The organism is Bacteroides sp. AF39-11AC, from assembly GCF_003474285.1.
In the GTDB taxonomy this organism is placed as follows: domain Bacteria; phylum Bacteroidota; class Bacteroidia; order Bacteroidales; family Bacteroidaceae; genus Bacteroides.
The window spans coordinates 617,815-634,673 of the sequence record NZ_QROH01000004.1 but is presented as its reverse complement, the minus strand read 5'-3'; the positions used below and the strand labels follow the sequence as shown (position 1 = coordinate 634,673).

Annotated in this window: 9 protein-coding genes; 6 read left to right on the top strand and 3 right to left on the bottom strand. The window is 43.4% G+C overall.

What is annotated here, in order from left to right; translation table 11 throughout:
• Positions 1-31 precede the first annotated feature (31 nt).
• On the top strand, positions 32-1,033 hold the full coding sequence (locus tag DW036_RS10880) for a DUF3843 family protein (protein ID WP_118464180.1): 1,002 nt from the start codon (positions 32-34) through the stop codon (positions 1,031-1,033).
• An 87-nt stretch (positions 1,034-1,120) separates the two neighbouring features.
• On the opposite strand, the gene DW036_RS10875 is transcribed toward DW036_RS10880, so the two are convergent.
• The 3 genes from DW036_RS10875 to DW036_RS10865 all read right to left on the bottom strand — a co-directional run bounded on the left by DW036_RS10875 (position 1,121) and on the right by DW036_RS10865 (position 6,192).
• A complete protein-coding gene (locus DW036_RS10875) occupies positions 1,121-2,281 on the bottom strand; it encodes a Xaa-Pro peptidase family protein (protein WP_118464178.1) in 1,161 nt (386 codons plus the stop codon).
• Positions 2,282-2,495: 214 nt separating this feature from the next.
• Positions 2,496-3,833, bottom strand: a complete 1,338-nt coding sequence (gene gdhA, locus DW036_RS10870; protein WP_118464176.1) for an NADP-specific glutamate dehydrogenase — start codon at positions 3,831-3,833, stop codon at positions 2,496-2,498.
• A gap of 244 nt (positions 3,834-4,077) precedes the next feature.
• Positions 4,078-6,192, bottom strand: coding sequence for a prolyl oligopeptidase family protein (locus tag DW036_RS10865; protein WP_118464314.1), 2,115 nt, complete (start codon positions 6,190-6,192; stop codon positions 4,078-4,080).
• A gap of 527 nt (positions 6,193-6,719) precedes the next feature.
• Here DW036_RS10865 and DW036_RS10855 point away from each other — a divergent pair.
• From DW036_RS10855 to DW036_RS10835, 5 genes are all read left to right on the top strand, one after another.
• On the top strand, positions 6,720-9,188 hold the full coding sequence (locus DW036_RS10855) for a glycoside hydrolase family 9 protein (protein WP_118464172.1): 2,469 nt from the start codon (positions 6,720-6,722) through the stop codon (positions 9,186-9,188).
• A gap of 32 nt (positions 9,189-9,220) precedes the next feature.
• The gene (locus DW036_RS10850) at positions 9,221-10,033 is read left to right on the top strand and encodes a ThuA domain-containing protein (protein WP_118464312.1); all 813 of its coding nucleotides are present in this window, start codon (positions 9,221-9,223) and stop codon (positions 10,031-10,033) included.
• A gap of 24 nt (positions 10,034-10,057) precedes the next feature.
• A complete protein-coding gene (locus DW036_RS10845) occupies positions 10,058-11,239 on the top strand; it encodes a DUF5009 domain-containing protein (RefSeq protein ID WP_118464170.1) in 1,182 nt (393 codons plus the stop codon).
• 18 nt (positions 11,240-11,257) lie between these two features.
• A complete protein-coding gene (locus DW036_RS10840) occupies positions 11,258-13,306 on the top strand; it encodes a glycoside hydrolase family 16 (RefSeq protein ID WP_118464168.1) in 2,049 nt (682 codons plus the stop codon).
• A 421-nt stretch (positions 13,307-13,727) separates the two neighbouring features.
• Positions 13,728-16,859: a TonB-dependent receptor gene (locus DW036_RS10835; RefSeq protein WP_233560377.1), complete on the top strand. Its 3,132-nt coding sequence runs from the start codon at positions 13,728-13,730 to the stop codon at positions 16,857-16,859.

Genomic DNA, 16,859 nt, shown 5'->3' with positions numbered 1-16,859 from the left:
CCTATCTTTGTCCAATATAAAGTAAAACAACATGAAACAATCAAGAATTTACATGAAGCGTTGGTTAGCAGCTAACGAACGCAGTAAACAAGTTCCGACCGACACCTGGTATTTGCACTTCGCCAGTCAACTACTTCTTTTGATCGATCAATCTCCATTATACTGTAAAAAATCTGAAACGGAAAGAGTAGATGCCGCCATCTCATTAGCTCTCTACTTCCAAGATTGTATAGCCCAATCAGGTGGCTGGAAAGAGTTTTCAGATGCATACTACGGACTGTATAAATCTTATCTGCCTTTCTATACACTGACGGAAGCATATACTCCCGATGAAATCAACGTAGAGGACTTGTCATTTGTACAATGGACACTTTTCTCCCGATATGCCATTTTTGAAGAAGACGAGGTTATCATCCAAGACCCTCATAATCCCGATTTATTAGCACTCAGCCAGGAAGCGTATGATCTAATGGATGCTTCATTCGAAGAAGCACCTATTTGTGACGAGCCTTCTTCTCCTATTTGGGTGATGGGATTGGATTTATTAGAAATGCCTCAAGTGCCATTACCCGAAATTAAACCGGGAATGCAACTCAAGAAAGATGTAGAAAATTGTCTGGCATACAGTAAAGGAGAACCACTATTGTATTTCTCTGCATATGACGAGCTATGTAAATTCTTTATAGAAGAACTTAAATGGGAAAATAGAAATGAAAGTTTATTACCCGAATTAAAGAATGAAAGGAACTTCGTAATCTATGCCAACGCCAAAGGTATGCTGATTGCCCCGAATGTTTCCTATTGTTTCTGCGATCCGCATAATCCAACATACAATGCAGCAAATGCTGCTGATAGAGGATTCAAATTATTCACTTATCCGGGTGCTTGCCCCTTCGATCTTGTAAAATATGGTATGGCTAAAGGATTATTCCCTGATCTGCAACTTCCTTTCCCCGGTGGAAAAGAGGTATTACATGATAACTGGGACTTCATTGCGCGTTACTTCTTGTGTGAATATTACGAAGGGGAGTGAAAATAAATGATTAGTTGTTAGTGATAAGTGATTAGTTAGTTGTAAACACAGCATTAATCACTTATCACTAACAACTAATCACTATTTCTACATTTCTATAATTTCTTCCTTGCACAGCGTCAACTTCTCTACCCCGTCCGCTGTTACTACCCAAGAATTCTCGATACCCAATGGACCGATACCCGGCAATACTATTTTCGGTTCGAGTGCAAATACCATGCCCGGCTCTAACTCTTGCTTCATGCGTGGAGCAAGTACAGGCGCTTCATTGATTTCCAGACCAATGCCATGACCTATAAATTTCGCTTTCTGTCCGGCTCCCATAAAGTAATCAGCAAAGCCAGCTTTAGTAACCATATCGATGGCTGTATTATAAAGATCTTCGCACACAGCTCCCGGTTTTGCCTTTTCTGTTACAGCTTCCTGTATTTCCAGGCAAGTTTGATGAGCAACATAAGCTCTCTCCGGCAACTTACCAATAGAAAACACACGGCTCATATCACCCATATATCCATTGAAGTTTCCACCCATATCCACCATGAGACTCTGTCCGGGTTGTAACATTGCACCATTCGCACCGATAGGTATAGACGGATCAAGTCCTTCACCCCCTAAAGCAAAATCATAAGGTGCAGGAGCAGTAGCATTGTCACCAGCCAACAGACTTCCCATAAATATCTCCATGCCCTGACCAAAAGTCCGGAAAATCCCCAGACAACCTTCCAGGCGCATCAGACGTTCTATCTCAATAGACAACTGGCGGTCTGTCATTCCCGGTTGATACACCGAAGGAATTTGCTCATAAGCTTTTGTATGGGCAGCACCCGACCGACGGAACATCTCAATCTCAATATTCGTCTTTATACTGCGTGCCTTACGAATAATAGGCGTACCATTCACAACTGTCGTTTCCGGAAAGCAGGCTGCCAGGCGGGTATATTCTGTATACGACAGCTCATCCCCCTCCAGCATTAACTTCGCAGGCAGGGGCAGTCCGTACTCTTTCAATAATTCAGGTAACTGTTCCGGCTTACGGATAGGATGAATATGTTCCCCTTCAATATTATTAGGGCGCTTGATAAACAAACGTGCCGGAGCATTCAGAGGCAAATAGAGATAACCGCTGACAACACGTCCATACGTATAGATTAAATTTACATTGCAAGTGATAAGAGCGGCATCAATCTCTTGTTGAGCCATCAAGGCGCGTATTTTATCGCGTCTCAGTTTCAATTCAGGTTGTAACATCTCTTTGTTATTTATAATTTCGAGATGCAAAGGTAAGAAAAAAACAGTGATTAGTGGTGAGTGATTAGTGATTAATACATAGTACCCATACCCTGCACAGCATTAATCACTAATCACTCACCACTAATCACTATAAAAAAAGTACTGCCCTACACCTTCGCAGGCAGGGGCAGCACAAACCACAAATACAAATACAACTAAACAAAGTTTTCCTTTAAATAATTCCCTGACCCATCATAGCGTGAGCCACCTTCATGAAGCCTGCAATATTGGCACCCTTCACGTAGTTGATGTAACCGTCAGGTTCTGTCCCATATTTTACGCATTGTGCATGAATGCCGTGCATAATAGCGTGCAGTTTTTCGTCCACTTCAGCAGCACACCAACTGAGGTGCATTGCATTCTGTGACATTTCCAATCCGGAAGTAGCAACACCACCGGCATTGACAGCCTTACCCGGAGCATACATAATCTTATGTTCAATGAACAAATCAATTGCTTCCGGCGTACAGCCCATATTTGAAATTTCTCCTACACACATCACTTTATTTTCAATCAACTGACGGGCATCATCACCATTCAGTTCATTTTGCGTAGCACAAGGCAATGCAATATCAGCTTTCACTTCCCACGGACGCTTACCGGCAACAAATGTAGAACCGGGGAATTCATCTGCATACGGAGCCACGATATCGTTGCCCGATGAACGGAGTTCAAGCATATAATCTATCTTTTCACCACTGATACCATTCGGATCATAAATATACCCGTCCGGTCCGGAGATAGTAACTACCTTTGCACCCAATTCGGTCGCTTTGGTAGCAGCCCCCCAAGCCACATTTCCGAAACCGGAAATAGCAACGGTCTTACCTTTGATATCAATGCCTTTAGTTTCTAACATCTGGTTCACGAAGTACAATCCACCGAAACCTGTAGCTTCAGGACGAATCAAAGAACCACCGAATTCCAAACCTTTTCCGGTAAATGTACCGGTAAACTCACGCGTCAGCTTCTTATACATACCGAACATATAGCCCACTTCACGGCCACCTACACCGATATCACCGGCTGGCACATCCATATCCGGACCAAGATGACGCCACAGTTCCAACATGAAAGCCTGGCAGAATCTCATAATTTCACCATCGCTCTTACCACGTGGAGAGAAGTCGGAACCACCTTTACCACCACCCATAGGCAGAGTAGTCAGTGCATTTTTAAACGTCTGTTCGAATCCTAAGAATTTCAGGATGGAAAGGTTTACAGAAGCATGGAAACGAATGCCGCCTTTGTACGGGCCAATGGCATTGTTGAATTGCACACGATAACCAAGGTTGGTTTGTACATCACCTTTGTCGTCCACCCAAGTAACACGGAACGTAAAGATACGGTCGGGTTCAACCAAGCGTTCTATGATTTTAGCTTTCTCGAACTCTGGATGCTGGTTATAGATATCTTCGATGGAAAGAAGTACTTCCTTTACGGCTTGAAGATATTCAGACTCGCCGGGATGCTTTGCCTCTAAAGAGGACATAATTCGTTCGATATTCATAATATTACGTTTTAAAAGGTTTATCCTTTCGTGATTTCAAGGTTATTCGAACAAAGTGTCAACGAATAACACTGCAAATATAGGAATTCTTTTGGATTCACCTATACTTTCCAGTGATATTTTGATTAAAGAATGATAAAATGTCAAATAAGTAGTGATTAATGATTAGTGATAAGTGATTAGCAGGCTTCATCCTTACACCGCATTACATAATCACTTATCACTAATCATTAATCACTAATCACTACTTATCAAACTTCATTCCCATATTATACATGATAAAGGCGTAGGTGTCGGCCTGTTCTTCAAGCACCTTACTCATTGGCTTACCTGCACCATGTCCGGCTTTGCTTTCAATACGGATAAGCGTAGGATTCGTTCCGTCATTACATTCCTGCAGGGTAGCAGCGAATTTAAATGAGTGGGCAGGAACTACACGGTCATCATGATCGGCAGTAATAACCATCGTTGCAGGATATTGGGTACCGGGTTTCAGGTTGTGCAGTGGAGAGTAGCCTTTCAAGTACTCAAACATTTCCTTACTGTCCTCACTCGTACCGTAATCGCTTGCCCAGTTCCATCCGATAGTGAACTTATGATAACGCAACATATCCATTACACCTACCTGCGGAATAGCTACACGGAACAGATCAGGACGTTGTGTCATACAGGCTCCTACCAGCAAACCACCATTGGAACCGCCTACTATGGCAATTTTATCTTTATTAGTATATTTATTACCTATAAGATATTCAGCAGCTGAAATAAAATCATCAAATACATTTTGCTTCTGCATCTTGGTACCTGCTATGTGCCAGTCTTCACCATACTCGCCACCCCCACGCAGGTTAACCTGTGCATAGATACCTCCATTTTCCAAGAACGGAATACGGGATGTAGAGAAGCCCGGATTAAGGCTGATATTGAAACCACCGTAACCATAAAGGAACACGGGATTCTTGCCATCCTTCTTGAGATCCTTCTTATAAGTCAGGAACATCGGTATCTTCGTTCCGTCTTTGCTGGGATAGAATACTTGTTCTGTCACAAATTCGTCAGAATTAAAGTCAACCTTCGGAGCACGGAAAATCTCGTAGGTATTCGCATCCATATCATATTTATAAGTAGCACCGGGTATGGTAAATGAAGTAAATCCGAAGAAACATTCCTTATCATCCTTGTCTCCAGTGAAACCTACAGAGCCAAGTGAAGGCAATTCTATTTCCAGTATTTCTTTACCATCCAGTCCATATACATAGGCATGGTTGGCTGCATCTTTATCATACGTCAGGAACAGTTTTCCACCTATCACACCTGCATCCGAAAGTACATTTTCACTCTCCGGAACCAGTTCCGTCCAGTCTTTCAAGGCAGGCTTATTGATATCTGCTATCATAAGACGATACTTAGGTGCATCGTAGTTTGTAAACATATAAATCTTATCTCCTATTACCTCCATCGGAGCATAGCTATAATCCATATCCGTAGCCATTGTCACAAATGGAGCATTAGGTTTACGCAGGTCTTTCATATATAAGGCATTACCGCGCCCGTCACCGCTCTCATACAGAAACAGGACAGTTTCATCCTCATTTACACTGGCAGTATAGAAACGCTTGGGGTATACAGGATTCTGATAGATCAGTTGATCCTGTGACTGCGGCGTACCCATCTTATGATAATAAATTTTATGATTCTCATTTACGTTAGAAAATTCCTTTCCTTTCACCGGAGCATCATAAGCACTGTAATAGAAGCCATCTCCTTGCCAAGTAGCTCCCGTAAACTTCGCCCATTCGATATGATCATCCAGCAGTTTACCGGTTTCTGTATCCATCACATAGATTTCACGCCAATCCGATCCGCTGCGTGATATGGTATATGCTGTATATTTTCCATTATTCGAGAAAGAGATACCCGATAAGGCTACTGTACCATCGTCCGAGAGTTTATTAGGATCGAGGAATACACGTGGTTCGCCGTCCAAGCTATCTTGTACATACAGCACGCTCTGGTTCTGCAAACCGTCATTCTTATAGAAATAATACTTGTCGTGTTTCTTGAATGGTGTACCAATCTTTTCATAATTAGCCACATCCGTCAGTCGCTTCAGCAAAGCATCGCGGAAAGGTATCTTAGACAAATAGTCGTTTGTTACTTTGTTCTGAGCTTCCACCCATGCAGCTGTTGCAGCGGAAGTGTCATTCTCCAGCCAACGATACGGGTCGGGAACTTCTGTTCCAAAATAAATATCTACAGTATCCACCTTTGCGGTTTCAGGATACGTAAGCTTCTGTTGTTGTTGTTGTGCACATGACATCATGATGATACCGGTTGCGAATAAAGTTACTTTTTTCATATTATACATATATAAGAGTATGATTGTTCTCTCTTTCTTAAAATGATTGCAAAAAATATTTTATTAAGTTTAGGCGTTAAAATTACAAAAACAACCAATAGTAAACAAGGTTTTTTCCTATTATTATACTTCAAATAGCATTTCCTGTCAGCTTCATTCTTTTTTTAATTGTTTGTTTGTCTTTACAAATGAGAACTTTTATTCATGATTTTCACAATACCTACTCCTTACTTACTCCTTACCTACTCCCTATCTACTCCTTACCTACTCCTAATTATAAGATAAGGAGAAGGTAGGTATCAAGTCAGTCTAAGCCTGGTAGTACATATGTAGAAATAGTGGTCACAATCTCCAAAAGAAAGTTTGTCTTTTTACTTTCCAAAAGAGTTTAAATATCATCAACTAAAGTAGATATTCTATCATTTCTTTGCTTTTTGATGGTTTTTAAAGGTTTTATGGCTATTATCAAACCTCCTTCTGCCAAATAATCGCTAATCTTGCATCAGAAACCAAAGGTTAACTAAATCATGAGAAAGAAATCATTCATATTATTCCTGTTACTCATAAGTCATGTTTCCCTATTCAGTCAAAAATCTCTGACTGGAGACGCCTTACTGGAAAAGCAAATTTATGAAACCGGATTCATTCATGCCCCGCTACCTTTGGACACCTCCCGTTCTTTCGAAGAGAATGCGTTGAAAAAAGAGGTGTTATCCAGTCAACCGCTTACAGAAACAGACGGTACAAACGGATGGTCCCATTCCGGAGCAGGCAGTATGGCTTTCTCTAATGAGCAATCCGTATCCGGCAAAGGTAGTATTCGTCTGACTTTTCCGACTGACACTGGGAAAAGAGCAGTCGGTTCTCCTTCCGACCCGGACTATGCAACTTATGGAAATAGCGGTATCACCTATCATGTCAATGGGCAAAATTGGGAGAAATATAACAGAATCGTTTTTTCCATCTATCCGGATTGTGATGGTGCACGTGTAGTCAACATGAATCTGACTTTCACAAACGATAATTCCACAACCAAGGAAGGATACAATCACCCCAGTGGCTCCCACCTCATCAATCTGGTTAACAAAACATGGAATTACTGTTTTCTTGATATAGACGAATATCAACGGGATAAAGTAATGTCTATTCGTTTCGACACAGCTCTAAAAGGGAAAGATCGGACCACAGGTGATTCTGCCATTTATTACATTGACAATATCCAATTACAGCAAATCAAAGCTCCCGGAAAAGTAAGCGGATGGACTCCGGCAGAAGATGCCATCATCTATTCTACAACAGGTTATACAACCAACAGTCAGAAAACTGCTCTCGTTCATAGTTTATTGTGTAATCAGCAGACTGCATTCCAACTGATAAACTCTGCCACTAAAGAGGTGGCATATGAGGATGCATTGCAACGAAAACAAACCACCCTCGGAGAATTTGGAGTTATTGACTTCACTGCCTTCAATCAACCGGGAGATTATCAACTGAAAGTAGGCAAAATCCTGACTCCGGCATTCCGGATAGACGAAAAACTATGGGATAATTCCCTTTGGAGAGTATTGAATTTCTTATTCTGCCAACGCTGCGGGCATCCCGTTCCCGGCAAACACGCGGCTTGCCACACGGATTTATTCTCCCGGCATGACGGAAAAAGTATTTCTTATTCGGGGGGATGGCATGATGCAGGCGACTTGTCACAACAGACGTTACAAACCGGAGACGTGACCTTTGCCCTGCTGGAAGCATACAATCGGCTCAAAACCGAGAACACTCCATTGGCTGCCCGCTTACTGGAAGAAGCGGAATGGGGAATTGAATTTATTCTGAAAAATCGCTATGGAGACGGATATCGTGCCAGTAGCATGGGATTACTCATCTGGCAGGACGGTATACTGAATACAAAGGACGACATCCATTCCGTACGCGTTCAGAACATGGCATTCGACAATTTCCTGTACGCAGGATACGAAGCATACGCCGCAATGACCATAGACCGGGACCCGATGCTGCAAGAACATCTGCGAAAGATAGCGGAAGAAGACTTTTCTTTTGCCACAGAGAAATTCAGGAAAGAGGGTTTCGACTCATTCAAACAGATGTACGAACATAGTTACAATACCTCCGAAAGCCAGTATATGGCAACCATATCCTGGTCCGCCAGCATGCTCTACAAACTGACCGGAAAGTCTTGTTATGCAGAGACAGCTGCAGAAGCCATCCGGTATGTGCTCGACTGCCAGCGTACGGAGTCTTTAAAAGACAAGGACAAGACCCGTGGCTTTTTCTATCGGAATCCATCACGAAAATCCATTGTACACTATATCCATCAATCGCGCGAGCAGGTTTACATGCAGGCCATGACGTTGCTTTGTGAAACGCAGCAACAACACCCTGATTATCAGAAATGGATAAATTCCATACAACTCTACGGCAATTATCTGAAAAGTTTAATGAAATATACCCAGCCTTACGGAATGATTCCGAGTGGAGTATATCATGCAGAAGAGTATAAAGATTCTGCGAGTTTTTACGCCCTCCACCTCTTTCCGCCATCCAATGCGCAGGATCAGTACACAGAGCAAGTGAAACGGGGAGTCAAGCTCGATAAGGAACATTACTTGAAACGTTTCCCGGTATGGTTCAGCATTTTCAACGGCAATACAGCCATACACCTCTCTACCGGAAAGTCTGCTGCCATTTGCGGTAATTTCCTTAAAGATGAAGAATTGCTCGGTATCGGTCGGGAACAGCTCTACTGGACGGTTGGAAAGAATCCTTTCGGGCAATCCCTGATATATGGCGAAGGGCATAATTATCCGCAAATGAATAGTTTCTCATCCGGAGAGATGACCGGTGAAATGCCTGTCGGCATCCGTACATTGGGCAATGATGATATTCCTTACTGGCCGCAAACCAACAACGCATGTTATAAAGAGGTATGGGTAACATCGGCAGGAAAATGGCTATCACTGGTTGCTGAATACGAATAAAAAAGTTATTAACTATATAAATTATGGATGCTATGAGAAGTATTAAATTCTATCTTATTCTATTGTTTGCTATCTGCACATTTGCGGTAAACGCGCAGATTCCCCAGGGGTATCCGGCTAATTATGCCAATGGTCCCCGTTTCAAGGCACTGGTTTACTATACTCAACATGCAGAAGAGGCACACTATCAATTCTCCTTGCAGGCGGTAGAGTTCTTCAAGAAACTGAATTACGGTGACGGTTTTGTACTGGATATTACCATGGACTTGTCTCAATATAGTTACGAACAGCTGAAAGAATATAGCGTAGTAGTTATGCTCGATGGCTATCCCAATACAAAAGCCGAACGCGATGCTTTTGAAAAATACATGGAAAACGGAGGCGGCTGGGTAGGCTTCCATGTAGCCGCCTATAACGACAAGCACACAAATTGGCCTTGGTTTGTAGATTTTCTGGGTGGCGGGGTTTTCTATTGCAATAACTGGCCCCCTCAACCTGTTTTGGTTGAAGTTGACAATGAAGAACACCCCGTCACCAGAAATTTACCCACTTCTTTTGTGGCTCCGTCAAGTGAATGGTATCAATGGAATCCCAGTCCGAGAACCAACAAAAACGTAGAGGTACTTCTTTCCATTTCTCCTAAAAACTATCCGTTGGGCATAAAGGACGTGGTTAATTTCGGTGATTTCCCCATCGTATGGACCAACACCAAGTACAGAATGATATATCTGAACATGGGTCATGGCGACGAAGAATTCATTGATGCCACACAAAACCTCTTATTTGTAAACGCTTTCCGTTGGGTAGTCAGCACTGATAAGAAAGGAGATCCTTTCAAGAAATAACAACCAGCAAATACCTCATACTTAATGAAAAGCTCAACATTACAACGGGTAGCGGCTGTGGATGTATTCCGCGCCCTTACTATGTTATTCATGCTCTTTGTCAATGACATTCCCGGTTTGAAGAATGTCCCGCACTGGCTGATGCATGCCGAGATGAATGAGGATATGATGGGATTCTCTGATACCATATTTCCCGCATTCCTGTTCTGTATGGGGATGTCCATACCTTTTGCCATTCAAAACAGAGTTAAAAAAGGAGATACGACTTTACAAATCATCGCTCATATATCTGAACGTACGGTTGCCTTGATAGCAATGGGGTTATTTATGCTCAATTGCAGCGATGTAGGCAACATCTCTTATCAATGGTTCTCCATACTGATGGTCATTGGTTTCTTCCTGATATGGAATGTATACCCCCATACCGAAGGTCCTGGGAAATATGTGTTCAGAGGGATGAAAACCCTTGGTATTATTCTATTAGCATTCCTTGTTATATATAAAGATGTATATGGTTCTCCATTCCATCAAGGTTGGTGGGGTATCTTAGGACTGATTGGCTGGACCTATGCCATATGTGCTGTCATTTATCTGTTTACCCGGGAGAGCCTTTGCAAAAATACAATTATCTGGATAGTCATCATACTACTTGCTGTCGTAAATCACTCCGATTTAATACCCTGGGGATACGGTAGCCGGATTGTATTACTCTCTTTTATTCCCAGTGATTGGACACTGCATGCATTCGGTATGTCCGGCATCATCACTTCCCTGATTATGCTGAAGTATGCCGACCGGAAGCATCCGGGTAAATTCTTGTATATCCTTTTCAGCCTCGGTATAGTGATGTTCGTATTGGGATTATTCTCTCATCCCCATTGGATTATCTCTAAAATACAGGCTACTCCTACCTGGTTGTTCTATTGCCTGGCTATGTTCTTCCCACTATTTGGAATATTCTACTGGTTGACGGATGTGAAAGGAAAAGCTTCCTGGTTCAATATCATTAAACCTGCGGGAACGGCCACACTCACCTGTTATGTAATACCTTATCTGTGGTATTCCATACAGCAATTATTGGAATGGTATTATCCACATGCGCTATACAGCGGTATCCCCGGACTACTAAAATCGTTCGTATACTCTCTCATCATTGTTATAATTGCCGGGCTACTGGCTAAGGTTAAAATAAAACTGAAAATATAATCCAAACAATTACAGAATATGAAAAGAAACAAACTCCCCGAAATAATACTTCTTGTATGCTGTTCTCTGCTTACCTGCATGCCAGCAAGCGCAAGTGATATAGAAGTTCGAAACGGAAACATCATCCTGGACTTCAGTACGAAAATCGCATCGCAAACTTCTGCCGGAAAATATACCATAAAACGATCTACCGGAAGATTCAGCGAATACCAGACGATTGGTAGCACGTCTTCAACAACATTTACTGATAAAAAAGTCAAAGGGAATCCCCATGATTATTATTATCAGATAATAGACAAGGAAGGTAAACTCCTAGCCTCAATGGCTATGGATACCGAAGTATTCGGCGACTATGTATACATATATAGTGATACGGACCGTAAAGAAGACGTAGGGAATGAGATTAATGCCATCCATGAACAAATGTTTGGCAAGGAGTTCAGTCCCAACCGCTATGCACTCTTATTCAAAGCTGGTGATTATAAGGAAGCGGGACTGCTGAAAGTTCCGTTCTATGTACATCTGGCAGGATTAGGAAAAACACCGTTTGATGTGGAAGTTTCCAATATACACACCCCTCCCCACTTAAGCAATGGTAACGGAACGTGTACTTTCTGGCGTTCTGCAGAGAATCTTTCTGTGATCGGACCAGATACCTATGATGAAGAGGAAACTTTCAAATGGGCCGTATCTCAGGCTGCACCGATCCGACGTATTTACTCACAACGTGTCGTACGCAACCAATGGGAAAACGGATGGGTAAGCGGTGGCTTTACTGCAGATTGTTACTTCGATGCTGCTGCCGGTTCTAAAAACCAACAGCAATGGTATACCCGAAATTCCTTTTTGAACAAAGGACGAGGAAAATTCGAAGAAATCAAATACAATTATTGTTTCCAAGGTGTTGAATTAGGTACAGAGGTAGATACCAAAACCTATCAGAACAATTGGGACAAGGGAGGTAATGTGACTTTTATCCCTACCACTCCGATCATTCGTGAAAAACCATTCTTGTTTATCGGCGACGATGGAAGATACAAAGTATTCCGTCCGGCACTGAAACACGAACACAAAGGAATCTCCTACAGCCGCACTGATATGGGCGAAGGTGAAAGTCTGGATTTACAGAATGAATTCTATGTAGTGAAACCGGGTGCCTCGGCCGAATACATGAATAAACAACTCGCAGCAGGTAAACATCTGCTTATAACTCCCGGCATGTACGAGCTTTCAGAGCCACTCCACGTCACCCGCCCCAACACCATTATATTGGGAATCGGATGGGCGACTCTGATTCCGGGAGAAAAGAATTCCGATACGGCAATTCTGGTAGAAGATGTAGACGGGGTAACGATTGCCTCTCTGATGTTTGATGCGCATTACACTTCCAATACCCTGATTCAGGTTGGTACGGAGAAAACAGCTCAAAGACATATACAAAATCCTATTCTGCTCACCGACCTGTTTTTCCGGATAGGCGGATTCCGTCCGGCAAAGGTACACGTAGACCGTGCAGTTGAACTAAACAGCAATGACGTGATTGGCGACCATTTCTGGATATGGAGAGCAGATCATGGTGTTCGTGGCAGTGTAGGCTGGGAAATCAATACCACCCGAAACGGTCTGGTAGTAAACGGCGACCATGTCACCATTTACGGCTTATTCAACGAGCACTTCCAGGAATATCAGACTTACTGGACAGGAGAACATGGACGAACTTACTTTTATCAATGCGAAACGCCCTATGATGCTCCCTCACAGGAATACTATATGAGCGAAAACGGCACACGTGCCGGATATGCCGCATATAAAGTAGCTGATAACGTGAATACTCATGAAGCTTTTGCCTTCGGTATTTATGATGTACTACATAACGAAATAATGATTGAGAATTCAATAGAAGTCCCCGATAAAACCGGTATAAGAATGTATCACATGTGCAACAACACCCTTTCGGGAGGAGGCGCCAAAGGTTTCAACTATATATTGAATGGCATAGGAAAAAGTACCTATAAGACACACCACGATTACAGGGCATATATAGATGAATTCATAGGAAAACGATAACAGAATAGCAAGAATAGAAAAATGAGGCTGTCTAACAACTAAAAAGTTAGATAGTCTCTTTTTTTTTGTAAAATCCTCTTCTATTGCCTATAAAGCTTGTTTAGTCTGCATTATTCATAGTCGGGAGTTAGAAGGGATTATCGGGAGTTATCAGCCAACAAGTCGGTTCTAACTCCTTGAAATAGAAGAGGCGTGACTATGAATTATATAGGTTAGGCGGTATGCTTTTGGGGAAATGATGTATTTTGGACTTTCCTTGATAGCTTTTAAACCGATGCGACATTAAAATGCAAATATAAGCGTTTTTTTAAACCTCAAATGTCATTTTTTCACCCACTATCGGAAATAAATCTCAATATATTTGTGAAAATTCTAACGCTAATGATTTTAACACTTAATGATTTTACTTAATTTTAATGCTATGGGAAAGTTATGCAGATTACATCTCCTTTTGTTGGCTTTGTTGCTACCGGGAGTGTCCTTCGCACAAAATCTTTTTAAAGTGCAAGGTTGTGTTACTGACGAGCAGAACGAGCCACTTATCGGGGCTACCGTGCAGACTAAAGACAAGTCGAAAGGCACGATAACAGATAGCAGTGGCAACTATGTTTTGTCGGGAGTTCCCAAGGGTTCAACCTTGGTGTTTTCGTATGTCGGCTACAAGTCGAAAGAAGCAAAGGCAACATCAACTTCTCTTAATGTTGTTTTGGAATCGGATGATGAGATGCTCGATGAAGTGGTTGTCATCGGCTATGGCCAGCAGCGTAAGGTGACGCTGACGGGTTCTGTCTCCAACGTGGGTGGTAAGGAACTTCTCAAATCGCCAGCCGCATCACTTGGTAACACCCTTTCGGGTAAGCTCCCAGGTCTCCAGTCGGTGCAGTACACCGGTGTTCCTGGTGCCGATGACCCTGTCATCCGCATCCGTGGTGTCGGTTCGTTCAACAGCGCCGAACCTCTCGTGCTTGTCGATGGTGTCGAGCGTGAGTTCAGCCAAATAGACCCAAACGAGGTGCAGGACATTTCTATTCTTAAGGATGCTTCCGCTACGGCTGTCTTTGGTGTACGTGGTGCCAACGGCGTTATTCTCGTTACAACTCGTCGCGGCGAGATAGGCAAGCCTACCATCACACTGACAGCTTCAGTAGGTCTTCAGCAGATTTCTAAATTCCTTGAGCCGGCAAACTCCTACGAGTATGCAACGGCTTACAATCATGCTCAGGAAGTGGAAGGAGTAGCCGAGGACGGATGGAAGTTCTCGAAGGAAGCTATACAGCACTGGAAGGACATGGATATGCCCACCGTTTATCCAAGCACCAACTGGTTCAAGTACTTGATGGACGACCACGCATGGCAGGAACAATATAATATTAATGTGTCGGGTGGTACTGAACATGCCCGCTATTTCGTTTCTGTCGGTATGCTCAATCAGGACGGTCTTTTCAAAACCTTCGACCAAGGTGATGACGCAAACTTCAAATACCGCCGTTACAACTTCCGTGCCAACCTCGATGTAGATTTCTCTAAGCTGAGTACGCTTTCTATCGGCATCGGTGGACGCATTGGCAGACGCAACTCTATCGGTAATGGTGAGTATAACGGCCAGTCAGGTGTTTTTGGTGTTGAGGGTCTTCTCAACAATGGTACGCCAATGTCAGGCTACGGTCTTGACAGTGAGGGACGTCGTATTATTTCCGACCCTAATCTCGTTGGCGCAGTTGGCTCCGATGGTCTCGGCCTTATCTACGAGCAGGGTTATACTACTCAGCGTCAGAGTGTTGTAAACCTCGACCTTCAGTACAAGCTCAAGCTCGACTTTATCACCAAGGGGCTTGATTTCCGTATCAAGGGTTCTTACAACTCTGACTATACACAGCAGAAAGCACGTACTACCGGCGGTGGTATCAGTTACAAGGCCACCATCGCTAAGGGTGAATACGAGGAAGACGGTTCTCCAAAGATTGTTTATGTCCGTCAGGGTGACTCATGGCCTCTTGGCTATGAAGAGTCCAAATGGGGCGGTAGAAACTGGTATGCAGAGGCGAGTCTCAACTATACCCGCAAGTTCGGTGACCACAATTTCGGTGCGCTCGTTCTTTATAATGAATCTAAAAACTACTATCCTGGTGGCGTCTACAATTCTATCCCCCGTGGTTATGTAGGCATGGTAGGCCGTATCACCTACGACTATCAGACTAAGTATATGGTAGACCTCAACATGGGCTATAACGGCTCAGAGAATTTCGCAAAAGGTAAGCGCTTTGGCTTTTTCCCTTCTGCTTCTCTCGGCTGGATAATCTCTTCTGAAAAATTCTGGGAGCCTATCCGTAACGTTGTTTCCTATTTCAAACTTCGTGGTTCTATCGGTAAGGTAGGTAATGACCAGGGTGTCGGGCGTTTCCTCTATCTGCCTGGCACATGGCAGTTCTACACCAACAACGGTGGTGCATGGTGGACCAACGACCGTACAGGTAACTTCGGTACCAACAACGGTGCGTTCATGCCTGGCGCACGCGAATCCAGCAACGGTAACCCCAATGTTACTTGGGAAACAGCCACCAAGCAAAACTATGGTGCCGATGTACACTTCTTTGGATCTCGCTTGAGTCTCGGTGTCGACTTCTTCTGGGAAGATCGCAAGAACATCCTCATTTCCAACGAAACAACCATCGCAGGTATTTCCGCTCTCAAACCCAACTCCATCAACTTCGGCCGTGTCAAGAACCATGGTTATGAAATTACCCTACGCTGGGCCGACCACATAGGTAAAGTGAACTACTCGATAGCTCCTACATTCGCTTTCGCACGCAACAAGGTTGTGGAAATGGCAGAAGTGAAGAAGGAATTCCCACACATGTACCACACTGGTCATCCTGTAGGTCAGCCTTTCGGCTACGACTTCTTTGAGTTCTATGTTCCTGGTGAAACCGAACAGCGCTACAAGGAAGTTTACGGTGTTGACATGCCAGACCAACAGATTACATTGCGTCCTGGTGACAGCGTATTCGTTGACCTCACAGGTGATGGTAAGGTGGATGCTAACGATGTACATGCTATCGGCTACAGCGATATTCCTGAGTATACTGGTAGTATAAACGCAACGCTCAACTGGAAAGGTCTCGACTTCTCCATGACTTGGGTAGGTGCCACCCACGTCAACCGTCAGCTCAGTTCTTTCTATACTCCAGCCTTCGGTACTGGTAACCAGTCAATGCTCAACAAATGGGTCTATGACAATTCTTGGACCGAGAATAACCCCGGTGCCAGCCTGCCACGTATCTCTCTTGAGAAATCGGCACGCGAGCATAACGGTTCACTTTCAGACCCATGGATGGTCGATGCATCGTATATCCGTCTGAAGAACCTTGAGATTGGTTATTCGTTCCACATACCAGGTGTGCCCATCAACAACATCCGTATTTATGCCAATGGCTATAACCTTCTTACTTTCACAAGCTTCAAGGCCAATGACCCAGAGGCACAAGCAGGCTATGGTAGCACACGTTATCCTATGACCCGTGTTTATAACTTCGGTATCAACTTAAACTTCTAA

Coding starts and splice junctions, on each gene's coding strand:
- DW036_RS10840 (WP_118464168.1), top strand. CDS start 11,258: ATGAAAAGAAACAAACTCCCCGAAATAATACTTCTTGTATGCTGTTCT.
- DW036_RS10875 (WP_118464178.1), bottom strand. CDS start 2,281: ATGTTACAACCTGAATTGAAACTGAGACGCGATAAAATACGCGCCTTG.
- DW036_RS10850 (WP_118464312.1), top strand. CDS start 9,221: ATGAGAAGTATTAAATTCTATCTTATTCTATTGTTTGCTATCTGCACA.
- gdhA (WP_118464176.1), bottom strand. CDS start 3,833: ATGAATATCGAACGAATTATGTCCTCTTTAGAGGCAAAGCATCCCGGC.
- DW036_RS10835 (WP_233560377.1), top strand. CDS start 13,728: ATGGGAAAGTTATGCAGATTACATCTCCTTTTGTTGGCTTTGTTGCTA.
- DW036_RS10880 (WP_118464180.1), top strand. CDS start 32: ATGAAACAATCAAGAATTTACATGAAGCGTTGGTTAGCAGCTAACGAA.
- DW036_RS10855 (WP_118464172.1), top strand. CDS start 6,720: ATGAGAAAGAAATCATTCATATTATTCCTGTTACTCATAAGTCATGTT.
- DW036_RS10845 (WP_118464170.1), top strand. CDS start 10,058: ATGAAAAGCTCAACATTACAACGGGTAGCGGCTGTGGATGTATTCCGC.
- DW036_RS10865 (WP_118464314.1), bottom strand. CDS start 6,192: ATGAAAAAAGTAACTTTATTCGCAACCGGTATCATCATGATGTCATGT.